Source organism: Empedobacter sp. EJD.6dd, from assembly GCF_057369435.1.
On the sequence record NZ_CM170667.1, the window covers coordinates 999,274 to 1,013,790 of the forward strand.

The 14,517-nt window shown below is 29.5% G+C and carries 16 protein-coding genes; 6 read left to right on the forward strand and 10 right to left on the reverse strand.

The window, feature by feature from the left end; all coding sequences use genetic code 11:
* Positions 1 to 16: 16 nt before the first annotated feature.
* Together def and AC2I98_RS04665 are read right to left on the reverse strand one after the other, a co-directional pair.
* Positions 17 to 715 (reverse strand): peptide deformylase, encoded by a 699-nt coding sequence (gene def / locus AC2I98_RS04660; protein ID WP_486413467.1) that lies wholly within the window; start codon positions 713 to 715, stop codon positions 17 to 19.
* Positions 712 to 1,125: a DoxX family protein gene (locus tag AC2I98_RS04665; RefSeq protein WP_486413468.1), complete on the reverse strand. Its 414-nt coding sequence runs from the start codon at positions 1,123 to 1,125 to the stop codon at positions 712 to 714. Before AC2I98_RS04665 ends, def begins: the two co-directional genes overlap by 4 nt.
* A 124-nt stretch (positions 1,126 to 1,249) precedes the next feature.
* Here AC2I98_RS04665 and AC2I98_RS04670 point away from each other — a divergent pair, with 124 nt between their 5' ends.
* The 4 genes from AC2I98_RS04670 (at position 1,250) to AC2I98_RS04685 (ending at position 4,692) form a co-directional block, all read left to right on the forward strand.
* Entirely contained in the window at positions 1,250 to 2,065 is an 816-nt protein-coding gene (locus AC2I98_RS04670; RefSeq protein WP_486413469.1) for a hypothetical protein, read from the forward strand.
* A 96-nt stretch (positions 2,066 to 2,161) separates the two neighbouring features.
* A complete protein-coding gene (locus AC2I98_RS04675; protein ID WP_486413470.1) occupies positions 2,162 to 2,590 on the forward strand; it encodes a hypothetical protein in 429 nt (142 codons plus the stop codon).
* A gap of 75 nt (positions 2,591 to 2,665) precedes the next feature.
* The gene (locus AC2I98_RS04680; protein ID WP_486413471.1) at positions 2,666 to 3,931 is read left to right on the forward strand and encodes a putative DNA modification/repair radical SAM protein; all 1,266 of its coding nucleotides are present in this window, start codon (positions 2,666 to 2,668) and stop codon (positions 3,929 to 3,931) included.
* Positions 3,931 to 4,692: a TIGR03915 family putative DNA repair protein gene (locus AC2I98_RS04685; RefSeq protein WP_486413472.1), complete on the forward strand. Its 762-nt coding sequence runs from the start codon at positions 3,931 to 3,933 to the stop codon at positions 4,690 to 4,692. The genes AC2I98_RS04680 and AC2I98_RS04685 overlap by 1 nt, the downstream gene beginning before the upstream one ends.
* Positions 4,693 to 4,743: 51 nt before the next feature.
* Here the strand turns inward: AC2I98_RS04685 and yiaA are convergent, their stop codons facing one another.
* Positions 4,744 to 5,208: an inner membrane protein YiaA gene (gene yiaA / locus AC2I98_RS04690; RefSeq protein ID WP_486413473.1), complete on the reverse strand. Its 465-nt coding sequence runs from the start codon at positions 5,206 to 5,208 to the stop codon at positions 4,744 to 4,746.
* A 120-nt stretch (positions 5,209 to 5,328) separates the two neighbouring features.
* Between yiaA and AC2I98_RS04695 the strand changes: the two genes are divergently transcribed.
* Complete coding sequence (locus tag AC2I98_RS04695) at positions 5,329 to 6,825, forward strand: hypothetical protein (RefSeq protein WP_486413474.1); 1,497 nt, start codon at positions 5,329 to 5,331, stop codon at positions 6,823 to 6,825.
* Between the two features lie 31 nt (positions 6,826 to 6,856).
* Here the strand turns inward: AC2I98_RS04695 and ctlX are convergent, their stop codons facing one another.
* The 4 genes from ctlX to AC2I98_RS04715 all read right to left on the reverse strand — a co-directional run bounded on the left by ctlX (position 6,857) and on the right by AC2I98_RS04715 (position 11,394).
* Positions 6,857 to 7,795 (reverse strand): citrulline utilization hydrolase CtlX, encoded by a 939-nt coding sequence (gene ctlX, locus AC2I98_RS04700; RefSeq protein ID WP_486413475.1) that lies wholly within the window; start codon positions 7,793 to 7,795, stop codon positions 6,857 to 6,859.
* 1 nt (position 7,796) lies between these two features.
* Positions 7,797 to 8,711 (reverse strand): dimethylarginine dimethylaminohydrolase family protein, encoded by a 915-nt coding sequence (locus tag AC2I98_RS04705; RefSeq protein WP_486413476.1) that lies wholly within the window; start codon positions 8,709 to 8,711, stop codon positions 7,797 to 7,799.
* 79 nt (positions 8,712 to 8,790) lie between these two features.
* The gene (locus AC2I98_RS04710) at positions 8,791 to 9,768 is read right to left on the reverse strand and encodes an amidohydrolase family protein (RefSeq protein WP_486413477.1); all 978 of its coding nucleotides are present in this window, start codon (positions 9,766 to 9,768) and stop codon (positions 8,791 to 8,793) included.
* Between the two features lie 138 nt (positions 9,769 to 9,906).
* Positions 9,907 to 11,394 carry a helix-turn-helix domain-containing protein gene (locus AC2I98_RS04715; protein WP_486413478.1) on the reverse strand — a complete coding sequence of 496 codons (1,488 nt, stop codon included), beginning with the start codon at positions 11,392 to 11,394 and terminating at the stop codon, positions 9,907 to 9,909.
* 192 nt (positions 11,395 to 11,586) lie between these two features.
* Here AC2I98_RS04715 and AC2I98_RS04720 point away from each other — a divergent pair, with 192 nt between their 5' ends.
* A complete protein-coding gene (locus tag AC2I98_RS04720) occupies positions 11,587 to 11,718 on the forward strand; it encodes a hypothetical protein (RefSeq protein ID WP_486414060.1) in 132 nt (43 codons plus the stop codon).
* A gap of 101 nt (positions 11,719 to 11,819) precedes the next feature.
* Here AC2I98_RS04720 and AC2I98_RS04725 read toward each other — a convergent pair whose 3' ends face one another.
* The 3 genes from AC2I98_RS04725 to AC2I98_RS04735 form a co-directional block, all read right to left on the reverse strand.
* A complete protein-coding gene (locus AC2I98_RS04725; RefSeq protein WP_486413479.1) occupies positions 11,820 to 12,257 on the reverse strand; it encodes a hypothetical protein in 438 nt (145 codons plus the stop codon).
* A 9-nt stretch (positions 12,258 to 12,266) separates the two neighbouring features.
* Positions 12,267 to 13,457, reverse strand: coding sequence for an MFS transporter (locus tag AC2I98_RS04730; protein ID WP_486413480.1), 1,191 nt, complete (start codon positions 13,455 to 13,457; stop codon positions 12,267 to 12,269).
* Between the two features lie 165 nt (positions 13,458 to 13,622).
* Positions 13,623 to 14,456 carry a hypothetical protein gene (locus tag AC2I98_RS04735; protein ID WP_486413481.1) on the reverse strand — a complete coding sequence of 278 codons (834 nt, stop codon included), beginning with the start codon at positions 14,454 to 14,456 and terminating at the stop codon, positions 13,623 to 13,625.
* Positions 14,457 to 14,517: the final 61 nt, after the last annotated feature.

A 14,517-nucleotide genomic window follows, 5' to 3' on the forward strand; every position in this document is an offset into this window, starting at 1 on the left:
TAATTTTAAGATATATTTAATCTTCATCATCATCGTCAAAGTCAATTGATGTTTTCTTTAAATAAAAAACATCATTCATAACTTCTGCTTTCACATAATTTAATTTTTCTTGTTCTTTTATTCGATCTGTAAATAATGTTCCGATCAAATGATCATATTCATGCTGAAAAATAACAGCTGTAAATCCTTCAACAGTTTCATCATGAAAATTTCCATTTAAATCATAATACTCTAATCGAAGAACTAAACTTCTATACACTTTTCCAAAAATATCTGGAATAGACAAGCAACCTTCTCTTCCGTGACGAACAATGTCTGAATACCACGAAATTCTAGGATTTATGATAAACTCAAAAGGCTCACCTTCTTTATCAAAACGCTGTACCCAAACAGCATTTCTATTGATACCAATTTGCGGAGCAGCAATCCCAACTCCTTTACTTGCTTCATCTTGTACGGTCGCATACATACGATCTGCCAATAATTTTATATTAGGATCTTTTGGATCTATATCAATAGATTGTGCTTTCAAAATTTTAAGGTCAGCCTCCGAAGTAGTCAATAAAACACGAAATGTGTCGTACGATTTTTTTTCTTTTACTAAACTTATTTCAGCTTTAGATAAAGGTTTATAGGTTTTGTTATTCATATTTTTAGATTGAGCAAACAATGCGGTTGAACAAATCAATACTCCGAATGTTATTCTTTTTATCATTTTTTTAAGATTAATCGATCCAGAGAATATTTTCCTGCACCTGATAAAAATAGAACGAAATAATTAATTAAATAGAATAATCCTAATTCTTTTTTACCAAAATCATCTCCAGCATGTACAATAAAAACGGCTACAAACATGGTAATAATTAAAGGAATAGTTGCTAAACGAGTAAAAATTCCAACTAAAACTAAAAATGCACACAAAATCTCAGCAAAAACTGTTAACCCTAATGAAATTTCTGGACCAACTCCAATTGGATCTCCAAATTCGAAATTTCCATTCACTAATTTTTGCAATTTCCCAAAACCATGTGTAAACATGAATCCACCAGCAGCTAAACGAATTAATAACAATGACAGATCTACAAATGCAGGTTGACTTCCTAATAGTTTAAATTTTGTGCTCATTTTTTTAAAATTTTGTCAAATATAAGTTCTTGTTTTTACGTTGACATTTAAATAAGTTAAGAAATCAATATTTTTCAATTAATTTTGATTAATATTTCAATAAACGAATTAAAAAACACAACATATGTTAAAAAACATTGCTTTAATTACCTTATTTATTTCTGGTTTAGCATTTGCACAAAAATCAGAATTAGATCAAAATGATATTCTTGGACACCCAAATTATATAGAAGAATCGATGCAAAAAGCGCGTATTCGAGTGATGCAAATTGAAGGTTATGATTTAGAATATTATACTAAATCAACTTATAATAAAGATGGAAATCCGATAAAAAGAGAATATTTTGATGAAGCTGGAAATAAAACTTTTTCAGAATCATTTAATTATAACGAATCAAACAAATTAATTTCTCGTGAATTGAAGAGTAATGATGAGAGTTTAATCTTTAATTTCGATTATGAATATAATTCAGAAGGTTATATCGTAACTAAAAGTGAAAATGATGTAAATGTTTTAAAAACGGAATATAAATTAAATCAAAATCAACAAATTACATACGAAAGAGAAACAAATTTACTGGAAGATGCAGATGTTTTTATTGAAAAAAATTATCAATTTCAAAATGGTTTTTTAGTTAAAACACAAGTAAAATACAACCAAGGATCATATACTTTAAATTATAAAAATGATACAAACGGTAATCCAGTCGAGGAAATTTATATAGGAAAAGACAATAAACAAGTCAATAAATATCTAAGAAAATTTGATGCTAATAATAATATTATAGAAGAAACTACACTTGATGAAACTGGAAAAGTGAAGAATATCTCAACGATTAAATATCAATACGATGATCATAAAAATTGGATCAAAAGAACACAATATGTGAAAAATTTTGACCAACCAATTTCAAATACAACAAGAACAATTCGTTACTAATCTATAGAAGAGCCATATAATTTGGCTCTTTTTTATTTGATTATTTAACTAAATGTTATTAAATTTAGTCAAATCAATCATTTATCTAAATCGATTATGATAAAAAATGTACAAGAATTTAACCGACTTTTTCAATTATATCAAAAAGATAATCGTTTCAATTTGTACATAAACGATTATCCAAAAAATGAATTTGCCCTTCAGTTTTGTACAGATGAAATTGAAGAATTGAATCTCGAATATGTAGATTCTTCTACTAATTCAATCAAAAAAATTCATGATTATCGTACTAAATTAAGTGAATACTTTCCAGCAGAAGAATTATCTACATTAGAAATTAAGTCTATTTCAGGTTATTTTAGTCGTTATGATTTTTATTTTTTAACAAAGGAAAATACATTTATTTTTAATTTTATACAACGCGATTTTTTATCTCAATTGATTGATATTCTTTTAGCAGAACTAGATTGTAATTTTATTAGCCGTCTTAAAACTGAACTATTGATCAATTTGGAATACGATTGATAAATTTCTGTTAATTTATTTTAAACGTCATCTTATGGCAGTTTATTTTTTTTGCTTTGTAAAAAGCAATGATAGATGAATTTTGATAGAATTAACGAAAAACTAAGCATTTTAGCTGATGCAGCAAAGTATGATGTTTCTTGTTCTTCGAGTGGAAGTAAACGAAAAAACACAAATAACGGGCTAGGAAATGCATCGCAATCTGGAATTTGCCATTCATTTACAGAAGATGGTCGCTGTGTTTCATTACTAAAAATTCTTTTAACCAATCATTGTATTTACGATTGTGCTTTTTGTGTTTCCAGAAAAAGCAACGATGTAAAACGTGCCGCATTTACGGTACAAGAAGTAGTTGATTTGACCATTAATTTTTATCGACGAAATTACATAGAAGGATTATTCTTGAGTTCTGGAATCTTTAAAAATGCTGATTTTACAATGGAACGTTTGCTTTTGATTGCGAAAAAGTTACGTTTAGAAGAGAATTTCAATGGCTATATTCATCTTAAAACTATTCCTGGAGCAAGTCCAGAATTATTAAGAGAAGCAGGTTTATATGCTGATCGTATGTCGATTAATATGGAGATGCCAACTGAACAAGGATTAAAATTAGTTGCCCCAGAAAAATCGCACGAAGATGTAAAAAAACCATTAGGTTTTATTCAACAACAAATGACTGAATTTAATTCCGAGAGAAAATTAATAAAGTCTACTCCTACTTTTGTTCCTGCAGGACAATCTACACAAATGGTGATTGGTGCAACGCCCGAAAATGACATGGAAATTATGTATACAGCAAATCAATATTACAATGATTTTAAGTTGAAACGTGTATATTATTCAGGGTTTATTCCAATTAATCATAATGATAAAATGTTACCTTCTATAGGTTCACAACCACCTTTGTTAAGAGAAAATAGATTGTATCAAACAGATTGGTTATTGCGCTTTTATCAATTTGATGTCAAAGAAATTTTGAATCAACAGAATCCACATTTGGATACTGATATTGATCCAAAATTAAGTTATGCTTTAAGAAATTTACATCTTTATCCGATTGATATTAATACTGCAGATTATCATTTAATTCTTCGAATTCCAGGAATTGGTGTGCAATCGGCGAAGAAAATTATTACAGCTCGAAAGTTTGGAAAAATTTATTCTTATCAACTGAAACGATTGGGAATTGCATATAATCGAGCAAAATTTTTTATGACTTGTGCTGATGATCAATACCAACAAAAAGATTTGCTTGGATCGCAGATTAAACATCGTATTTTGAGTACGAGCAAAAGTAAATATTTAAAAAATCAGCCCAATCAATTAAATCTTTTCGACTAATGGAAATCTATGTTTTTGATAATACTTTCGAAGGATTTTTGACCTTAATTTTTGATTATTACGTCAGAAAACCTAAACAAATACAAGTAGTTTCGGAAAGAGATTTTTTACCTTCAATGTTTGATGAAATTTATACTGTAATTACTGATGAGCAAAAGGCTAAAAGAGTTTATAAAAGCTTAAAAAGTAAATTAAATTCAACAAGTTATAAAGCCGTTCAAGCTGTTTTCTTGTCCGAAGAAAAAGAAGCGTACGAAAAGCTCTTTTATTATTGTTGTTTAATTATTAATGAATCATCTGCGATACAATTAAATTATGGGAACGAGTTTGTTTTATATGTGATGAAAATGTATCGTTCTGTTCATCGTGAAAAACATCATCACGAAGCGTTTATCCGTTTTGAAAAGATTAATCAAGATCTATTTTTTGCTAAGACAGAACCTAAATACAATGTTTTGCCTTTAATTATCAATCATTTTAGAAGAAGATATGCGGATCAAAATTGGATTATTTTCGATAACATTCGAAAATATGGAATTTATTATGAAAAGAACTCAAGACAAGTTCAGCAAATACAATTAAATTTTACTCCTAAAACATCTACTACTCCAGCTGAATATATTGATGTAAACGAAAATTTGTACCAAGAATTATGGAAATCTTATTTTAATTCAACAACAATTGAAGCAAGAAAAAATTCGAGATTGCAAATTCAATTGATGCCAAAACGATTTTGGAAAAATTTGACTGAATACAAATAAAAAAAGGTTACTTATCGTAACCTTTTAAAAGAAAAAGTAAATGTTTTTGTATTATTGTCTTGTATCAGCTAATTTAGAATCTCGTGTATTTTTTTGTACAGCAATCGCAGAAAAAACGCTTAATGCAAAGGACATTCCATAGAAACCTTTCTCACTTAGAAGTAAATCAGCGTTCCATAATCCGATTACCAATAATACAATAGCAGCTATAGTGGCAAACCAGCTCAATCCATAATACAGTTCGGTTACAGCTAATCCTTCTGCTTTGTCTCTTACGCTTTTTTGGACAGAAATTACTGCAAACAAACCAAATAAGAGAATCACAAAATAATATCCTTTTTCGTTTAGCTCCATTGTTGCATTCCACAAACCAACACAATATCCTATAGTTCCAGCTAATAATGCAGTCCAAGAAGCACCTATAAATGCAGCCGTCGGTTTGTATGGATTAGTTATTGATTTTGTTCTTTTCGAAGATTTTTCATTTACTTGATTGTTGTTTTCAATTGTTTCCATTTCTATTAGGTTTTTATTAATTATGAAACAAAATTCTAAGAAAATAGATTCAAAAACAATTCAATATTATGCAAATACTGACGAAATATTTCTATATTTAAAAATATAAATCAAATAGAAATGGATAATTTAAGTGAATTAATTTCTTTGCTAAATAATGAAGATATCAATGAATTTATTAAACATTTAAAGCAAAACAATAAACGAAATGACACCAAAAACCTACAACTACTTAAACTAATAAAAACTGACGATATAAATAGTATCAAAAAAATTTATAAGGATAAAAAGAATAATGACGCTTACCACGCATTGAGAAAAAGACTGCAAGACAGCTTACTACTATTTTTATCAAATAAAACATTTAGGAATAATGCAAACGAAACTAATGAAGCGCTAAAGTTATTGGTTGTTGGAAAATTTTTATACGAAAATAATCTTGAAAAAATTGCTTATAAATGTTTGATAAAAGCTGAAACCAAAGCTATAAAACTTGAACAATTTAGCTTATTGAACGAAATTTATTCTACACGATTACTTTATAATCATCTTCATCCAAAAGAGAATTTTGAAGAATTATCAGCTAAATTTATTTTCAATCAAGAACAATTAAACAATGAAGCAAAACTTACAATTGCTTATGCACAACTCAGAAAAGAATTAGAAAAAATCATTTACAAAGGAGAAATTATTGACTTAAAAACTTTGCTTCAATCTACTATGAATCAATATAATATTTCACATGATTCTATTGTAACATACAAATCTTTGGTGCAAATTTTAGACATTGCAAATGAATATGCAGCTATTCATCAAAACTATAAATTAGTAGAATCTTACATTGAGTCAACGTATAATTTTTTAGAAAATCAATCACAAAATTCTGAGCATCATTTGTATTATCACATTCAAATACTTTATTATTTAGCTAATTTTAGTTTTAGGAATTTAAATTTTGAGCAAAGTTTTTCATACTTAAATGATATGCACAATTTAATGGAAAAGCAAAATAAACTATATTATTCGGCTTTCTATCAGAAACATCAATTAATTCTTGCTTTGAATTTTCATTTTACAAATCATTCTGAAAAAGCTTTAGAGATAATTGAAAACGCAATTAAAACATCTTCAAAAAAAGTTGATTTATCTATTATAAATGATTTGCAAGCCGCTTGTGCAATGTTTTTGGGTCAAAAAAAAGATAAAAATGCATTAAAAATTATAAGCAAATTATTACATACAGATGGCTGGTACGAGAAAAGGATCGGGATGCTTTGGACAATCAGAAAAAATGTAATGGAAATTCTCATTCATGCACAATTTGAGAATGTTGATTTCGCTTTAACAAGAATAAAAAGTTTTAAAAGAAGATACAAGACTTATTTAGAAAATGTTAATGAAAAAAAAGTAATAGACTATGTTGTTTTGGTCGAAAAATATTTATTGAAACCTTCAATTTTGATAAATAAATCTTTTGAAGAAATACTAGATAAATTAGAAAAAGAAAGCAATCGAGATGTATTTGTATTAAGTTATATTAGTTGGTTAAAATCTTTGAATTCATCAAAATCACCTTACGAAATAACATTAGAAATGATAAAAAATAAATCCGAGTAAAAACTCGGATTTATAATTGTATTCGACCTATTTATTTTTTTGGTAAGAAAACTTCTGCCATCATGCAGCGAGCGCTTCCTCCTCCTAATTTTTCTATCAAATCTATCTTAACAGGTAAAATTGGATTATAATTTTCAATTTTAGAAATTTGATCTTCTGTTAAAGAATTGTAAGCTGTTTGAGACATTACCAAATATGATTGTCCTAAACCACCAACTTGCAACATATTACCAGCAAATTGATGCATTTGCGCTTCTGTAATTGCAATAATCTCTTTACCAGCTTCTAAAATATACTCGCAAACTGCTTTCTTTTCTTTTTTATCATCAATAGAATCCAAACAAATAATCGCATACTTATCTGCAATACACATTATTACATTGGTATGATAAATAGGTTTACGCTCTCCATTTACTGTTTGATTTGCATGAAAAATAACTGGTGTATATTCTAATTCTTCACAAAATTCGATCAATAAATCTTCGTCAGTTCGTTGAGAAATACAAGCATAAGCCAATTCATTTTCACGATCAAGAATAATACTTCCAGTTCCTTCTAAGAAAACCTCATCTTCTTCTGCAGAAGTAAAATCAATCACATCTTCTATATGAAATCCTTTTTCTTCTAATAAGCTTAATACATCTTCTTCACGACGTTCTTCTCTTCTATTTTTTGCAAACATTGGAAATAACACAACATTTCCATTATCATGAAAAGAAATCCAATTATTTGGGAAAATTGAATCTGGTGTATGCGGTGAAACTGTATCTTTTATTGTGATAACATTTACTCCTTTCGAACGCAAAGCCGAAACCATTCCTTGAAATTCTGCCAAAGCTTCTTTCTGAATATCTTCTTTAGATTCTGTTGTTTCGGTTTGAAAATAATTGTTAACAGCTGTTTCTGGATTGTAGTAAAACGCTGCTGGCTCAACCATTAAAATAGTTGATGTATATTGTTTCTGTTTCATCTTATTTTCTAATTAAAGGCATTGTAGAACATCTTAATAAGCCTCCCATTTTAGAGACTTCTCTATAATTAATTCTTTCAACTTTTATATTCCAAACATTTTCTAAATGATCATTTAAACGAGTGAAATTTTTCTCTGAAACGACAACTTCAGGAGAAATAGAAAATACATTCGGATTCATCCAATACATTTCTTCTTTTGTAACTTCGAATAAATTTTCTTTCCCAAAAATATCTACGATTTGCTGATATTCATGTTCAAACAAAAATCCATCTTTATATATAATTGCTTTGTCTCTCCCTACTGGATTAAATGTACAATCTAAATGTAAAATTCCTTCGTAAGGATCTTGATCATTCTTTTTCAATTCAAAATCTAATACTTTCTTATTTGGAAATTTAGCTTTGATATACTCTACAAATTCAACATTTGTACGACCTGTTTTGAATTGTTTAAAATCTGGTTGTTTGTATGTTCCTACAAAAATATAATCATTGTACAAAATCACATCACCACCTTCAACATAAACTTCTTCTGGTAATGCATTGATTTTATTTCCTTTAAACATACGCTTTATTTCACGATATGCTTGCAATTCTTCTAAACGATCAGGAATAATATTCGCGATAAAAAACTCATCATCAATAACAAATCCAACATCACGAGAAAAAACTTGATTACAATCTTGTAATAAAGTTGGTCGTAAGACTTCTACATTATATTTCTTAAGAACTTGTTCAAATTCTGACATCTCAGCAATTAAATCTTCCTCTTTTGGGTAATCATTATTTTTTACAGATTCATAAGATTTTGCATCGTAAGTCTGATCAAGTGTAGGATTTGCTCCATTAGATTCTGCTCTTCCCAAGACTACTGTTTGTAATTGAGCGGTTTCGTTCTGTACATTTAATCGCATAAATTATTGTGGTTTTTAATTTTGTGTTCAAAAAAAATCCCGCAATTGCGAGATTTTAATTACTGTATAAATATACATTTTATTTTTGAATTCCTAAAGCTTTCAAACCATTTACTGTTGCAATATTCGAAAGTTGTTCCACATCATAAAAGTGACAAGATTCTAACATTACACGTAATTCTGTTAAGAGATGTCCGTCTGAAAAAGGTTTATAAATATCATTAATATTATCTGTACCAAAGGCTACATTAATTCCTCTTGGAATCATTTCATCAACTGGTGTAATTGAATTATGAGAAGGTGCTAAACGCTCTGTACGATTGTGATCTATCCATGCTGTTGGACAAGAAACAATGTGCATATCTGCTTTTTTAATTAAATCATACAATTCATAACGATATTTACGAGGATGAGCAGCAACTGAAATTGAGTGTACCGCAGAAACTTTCCCTTGCATTCCATGCTCAATCGTTTTAAGCGCTAATTGCTCTGTTTCAACCTCTTCATCAGTATTAAACTGATCAACATGAACATGAACTAATTTGTTTTTTGCTTTTGCTGTAGATAATAAAATATCTAAATGCTCTTCTTCTCTACCGAAATCTTTTGCAGGTAAGCCACCGATAATGTCAACAAAATCAGATGACATATCAAACCATTCGCGTGCTTTTGGATCAATAACTCCTTTTAAGACTTGATTTGCAAAACGCATTTCAATATCTTTTCCATAATTATCTTTTAAGCGTTGAGCTGCTTGTATACTACGATCTTCAATCACCTCATCTGCATCAATAAACGACCCGATTGCTTGACAACCTTGCTCTAACATAAAGTTAATTGCTTTTTCCATACGGAAATAAATGTCGTCAACTGAAGAATTACGTTTCATATCATCTACTAAATGCCATTTTTCTTTAAGATAAGAATTTGATAATGAGAAAGTATCCGAAGTCAATGAATAAGCTCTATCTAAGTGTGAATGTGTGTTAACCCAACCTCCTTTTTCTTTGATTTTTTCAAGTACTTCTTCGATTGGATTGTAGTTTTGTTTGTTCATCGTGAGTTTGTTTTCGGGATGTAAAATTAACAAGATTATTCAACAGAAATGAAGCGATATTATCAAAAAGATTTCTGTAACTTTGTACCTTTGTTAGTAACCTCAACAAAAAAATCCAGCTAAATAAGCTGGATTTTTTTATTTACTTTGTGCTCTTATAAAATCATTAATTGTTACATTCAAACGTTTATTTCGAATATCTTTTTCGAAACGAATTGGTTCTGCAGCTCTTTCCAAACAATCTTTCATTCCACAATTTTCACATGTTACAGCAACTTCTCTTACAGGAATCGAAGGATCATTCATAAATTTCACTTTACGTTGAGCCGATTTATATAAAACGCCTATCGTAACACTTCTCAAATAATTTGGATTGAATGGATCTTTTGTCGCAGACGAAATCACATAATACTTTTGATTATTATTAAATGGATACAACGAAATTTGCGCAGAAATTTCATGATGATCTTCTTGGTGATTTTCTAATTCTTTCAGAACATTCAACGAAACCCAACGACGACAATAATGCTCATCTGTTTCATTTGCCTGTGGAGATTGTTGCTGATTGAGATGCAATTCTTTTGTGAGTTTGAATGAGTTTGAACCTACTTTTGTAGATAATCGCAAGAAAAATAAATCGCGAATATTAAAATGTTTTGGTAACAAATTCGTCATACGCTGATATACTGTTTCTGGCGATTCTGTGTATTTTCCTAAAATCTCTTGAAATTTAGACAAGTCATGATGCTCTAACGAGAACAGATCTTGCATATCTTTCAATAATTTTTCTTCTGGTAATAACAATGCTCCCGCAAAATAGGACGCATAAAAATTATTTAATAATTGATCAAAATTATCAAAACTCGCCCAAGAAAATGTATACAAACGTTCTTTTAAATCAAGGTAATTGTACCCTAATTCTTTTGCTAAAATAAATCGTTTTTGATCATTATCTGAAGAAGTATTAATATAAAGTAATTTTTTCTCTTTGATAAAAATAGAACGTAATTTAACTAAATCTTTTGGTCCAAAAACACTGAAATCTTCATATATAATAGTGTAATTATATTCTTCTTTCAGAATTTCTTCCATTGCTTCATTCGAAACTAAACCTTCAGAATGTACTAAGTATTCTTTCAAGAAATTTTTTGCAGATGTCTCTATTTCTGGAAAATAATTATCATTCGCTTCTTGAAAAGAACGTAAAGATGCCAAATAAAAGCTTTCGCGCGTTAAATTGTAGTTATTTCCAATCTCAATCAAGGTAGAAATAAATGCATTTACCTTCATTGGTGCATTCGAAATAATCTCGATTAGATCTCTTTCTTCAATCCCGAAAAGTTCTAAAGGAATTTCTTGTAATAAATTAGATTGTAAAATTTCAGCCACTGGTGCCAAATTTTTATCCAATTTTAGTGAAACAATTTCATCATAAGGAATCTCAAGTGCTTCAGCAAGTGCAACAATTTTATCAGTTTTTGGATATTTTTTACCTTTTTCTATTTCATTTAAATATGATTTCGAAAGGCCAGTTAATTTAGATAACTTAAACAATGATAAATCTTTAGCCGTTCTAACTTGTTTTAGTTTTAATCCAAAAATTAATTTAATGTATTCTTCTTGCATAATTTTTTCAAAAATATTAGGTAAATGTAAACGAATTTTTATAATTTAGCGAACGTTCGCTGGAAGTAAAATTCCGCTTGAAATACCGATACCAAAATTACAACAAAACGCAAAGGATAGCAACTATAGAATATGAATTAATATTTTCATTATAGAAACTATATTTTGTGATGAAGTAAAAAGATTATCGTAATAGATACAGAAGAAATATCAGGCTCACTATTTGACTTTGGTTTATATTTTTTCCATAATGCACACACGTTACTTTCCAAGCAAAGTGGGCCTTATTTCTATTTTCTATTACAACACAAATACATGCGTTAATAAGGATATATATTATTGTTATCGCACAATTCTAATACATACTTTTCAATACAAAAAAGGACGTACCGCAACTACGTCCTTTTTTATTTTATTTTTTGGATCTATTCCACTACATTCACTTTAAACAACTTTCCATTCATCTCGAATGTTTCATTTTCTGTCTTTCCCATTAGTATTTTTGCCAATGGCGTTTGAGTAGATAACACAAAAATCTTCTTGTTACCGAATATTATTTCTCCAAAACTACACGCTATACAAAAGTTACCCATTGTCGTTTCAACATAAGTTCCTAATCCAATCGTATTATTCTCAACAATTTTAATTTTAGAAAATACTTCTTGCTGTACCAAAACTTCGTTTAGTTGATTTTGAATTCGTGTGATTTCTTGTTGCATCATTTCACGTGATGTTTCGTACTTATCGCCCATACTACTTTTGGTATCATTGTTCGAAGCACGTAAATCATCAATTAAACCGTTCAAATACTTAATTTTTTCTTCAATCTGTTGTGCTATAAATTCGTGTAAATCTGCTTTCATTGTACTACATTAAATTGTTTGTGGCTTATTTTTAAATTTAAGCATATAAATGGTACCTAAAAGACAAATCGCTGCCGAAACATAAATCACCATCGGAATGCGGTCTAAATAATCCTGAAAATACCAACCTGCGCACAAAGCACCAAGTCCTATTCCGGCTTCCATTGCAATATACATAGTCGCCATTGCTTTTCCACGTTCTTCGGGTTTACTAAAATCTATTGTCCATGCATTTAAAGCTGGCGAAAGAATTCCCGTCGATATTCCATACATCAATCCACCTAAAACTAAACCTATTTTTGCATCTATCGAAGCTAAAATAACCAATGCAGCAATCAGTAAAACTAAACCTAATTTTATGACCAAAACACGTCCTTTTTGATCTGATATCTTTCCTGCAAAGAAACGTACCTTCATAGATGATATGGTAAAAACAATAAAGAAAACACCTTTGTTCTGAAAGCCTAAATGTTCGGTCCAATCTGGAATTAAGGTTAAAATAGAACCATAAGCAATATAAGATAAAAACGTAATTAATGCTGCTGGTAGTGCCTCTTTTGCAAAGATATCTTGTTTTGAAATCTTTAATAATCCGAAAGAAAACTTTTGTCTATTTTTCAATGTTTCTTTCATATTAAATAATATCACAATCGATAAAAGTGCAAAAAAAGAAGAGGTGAAAAACATCACATTTATCGATGAATATAAGGTAATGGTACTTCCCAATGCTGGTCCAATTGCCATTCCAATACTAAAACAAATACCATGTAAGCCCAGTGCTTCGCCCCAACGTTCTCTGGGTATAATGTCGGCAATGTAAGCTGCTGTTGCCGTTGGTTTGAAACCTGTCGAAAAACCATGTATCAATCTCAAAAATAGAAAACCAGAAACGGTAGTCAAAATAGGATATAAAATTCCGCACACAAAACAAACGATAGATCCGACTGCCATAATAGGAACACGTCCCACTTTATCTGTTAACTTTCCACTAAAAGGTCTCGAAATTCCCGCTGTTAAAGTAAACAATGCAATAATAAATCCTTTGTATTCTGCTCCTCCCATACTGCTTAAATAGGCTGGCAATTCTGGAATCATCATGTTAAAACTCGCTGAAAATAACAACGAACTGAGACACATTAAGATAAAATGAAGATTATAAACAGGATCTGAATGGAGTTTTTTCTTGATGGCAGAAAACATAATATCGGATTTTGTTGCAAAGGTAATTTATCTCAACGGAAACCTCCTATTCTATTGTAAAAGTAAATGAAGAAAAATATTATAAGAACTAACTCACAAAAGAAACTCTTAATCAAGAGCTTTTCGTGATATTACCATTTATAATTTGTAAAATTATCACGAATGTTATCGGTTCAATATTGTTTTCTTACTTCGACCACGATATAAAATCAGTAATTTGTTCAAACTTCTTATATCCGTATCATAATCGTCAATTTGCAAATGTTCAGAACCTTCTGGGTGATTATAATTTAAATAATAACGAATATGTTTACCAGATCCCTCACTAACAACCTCCTCATTCCTAATATCATCCCAAGTATAAAAATCTGTTGATATTGTTTTTATTCCTCTTTCATTAATTATGATTTGAGGCTCTGTATTAGTCGCCTCTTTATACTCTTTATAACCAAAAAACACACCGATAATAGAAAGAGCTGAACCAATGATATAATTATCTGTTTTTAGAAGCAAATAAATACCAACACCTAAACAGCCAAGCATAATTGCCAATTCAATAAAATTTTTCACTTTAGAATAATAAATAACCGTTTCATTTGCAACAGTTATGTCATCCAGAAAAACATCTTCTTGATTGAATTTATTGGACAGCTTATTCAATTTTTCTACGTCTTTTGTCGTACGAATTTCGGTCTTTTCAAAAATACTACTGTCTGCCCATATTAATTTTTCTTGAATTGCTCGTTTCTGTAGTTCATGTACATTTCTAACATTCTCAAAAGCCCAAAGCCTCCATCTCGTAATCATAAAACTCCACCATAACCAAGCAAAAACAAATGCAACAAGAAAACCTGCGATAAAACCCCAAACCGGAATAAGCTTTTGACTACCTAAATAAAATGTAACTCCAAAAACCCCAACGATAATTAATAGCACAGGATAAGTAACCATTCTATGTCCTTTAGCAATTGCATCGTCAACGCTTATAGTTTCTTTCATAATTTTATCTATGTTTTATCTTCAAAACTAATATACAACAAACCAATACACAAAAAAACTA

What these genes read in the sequence shown, in the direction of transcription:
- AC2I98_RS04735 (WP_486413481.1), bottom strand. Translation starts at nt 14,456, where the DNA reads ATGAAAGAAACTATAAGCGTTGACGATGCAATTGCTAAAGGACATAGA.
- AC2I98_RS04670 (WP_486413469.1), top strand. Translation starts at nt 1,250, where the DNA reads ATGTTAAAAAACATTGCTTTAATTACCTTATTTATTTCTGGTTTAGCA.
- AC2I98_RS04715 (WP_486413478.1), bottom strand. Translation starts at nt 11,394, where the DNA reads ATGCAAGAAGAATACATTAAATTAATTTTTGGATTAAAACTAAAACAA.
- ctlX (WP_486413475.1), bottom strand. Translation starts at nt 7,795, where the DNA reads ATGAAACAGAAACAATATACATCAACTATTTTAATGGTTGAGCCAGCA.
- def (WP_486413467.1), bottom strand. Translation starts at nt 715, where the DNA reads ATGATAAAAAGAATAACATTCGGAGTATTGATTTGTTCAACCGCATTG.
- AC2I98_RS04725 (WP_486413479.1), bottom strand. Translation starts at nt 12,257, where the DNA reads ATGAAAGCAGATTTACACGAATTTATAGCACAACAGATTGAAGAAAAA.
- AC2I98_RS04695 (WP_486413474.1), top strand. Translation starts at nt 5,329, where the DNA reads ATGGATAATTTAAGTGAATTAATTTCTTTGCTAAATAATGAAGATATC.
- yiaA (WP_486413473.1), bottom strand. Translation starts at nt 5,208, where the DNA reads ATGGAAACAATTGAAAACAACAATCAAGTAAATGAAAAATCTTCGAAA.
- AC2I98_RS04710 (WP_486413477.1), bottom strand. Translation starts at nt 9,768, where the DNA reads ATGAACAAACAAAACTACAATCCAATCGAAGAAGTACTTGAAAAAATC.
- AC2I98_RS04705 (WP_486413476.1), bottom strand. Translation starts at nt 8,711, where the DNA reads ATGCGATTAAATGTACAGAACGAAACCGCTCAATTACAAACAGTAGTC.
- AC2I98_RS04665 (WP_486413468.1), bottom strand. Translation starts at nt 1,125, where the DNA reads ATGAGCACAAAATTTAAACTATTAGGAAGTCAACCTGCATTTGTAGAT.
- AC2I98_RS04730 (WP_486413480.1), bottom strand. Translation starts at nt 13,457, where the DNA reads ATGTTTTCTGCCATCAAGAAAAAACTCCATTCAGATCCTGTTTATAAT.
- AC2I98_RS04675 (WP_486413470.1), top strand. Translation starts at nt 2,162, where the DNA reads ATGATAAAAAATGTACAAGAATTTAACCGACTTTTTCAATTATATCAA.
- AC2I98_RS04685 (WP_486413472.1), top strand. Translation starts at nt 3,931, where the DNA reads ATGGAAATCTATGTTTTTGATAATACTTTCGAAGGATTTTTGACCTTA.
- AC2I98_RS04680 (WP_486413471.1), top strand. Translation starts at nt 2,666, where the DNA reads ATGAATTTTGATAGAATTAACGAAAAACTAAGCATTTTAGCTGATGCA.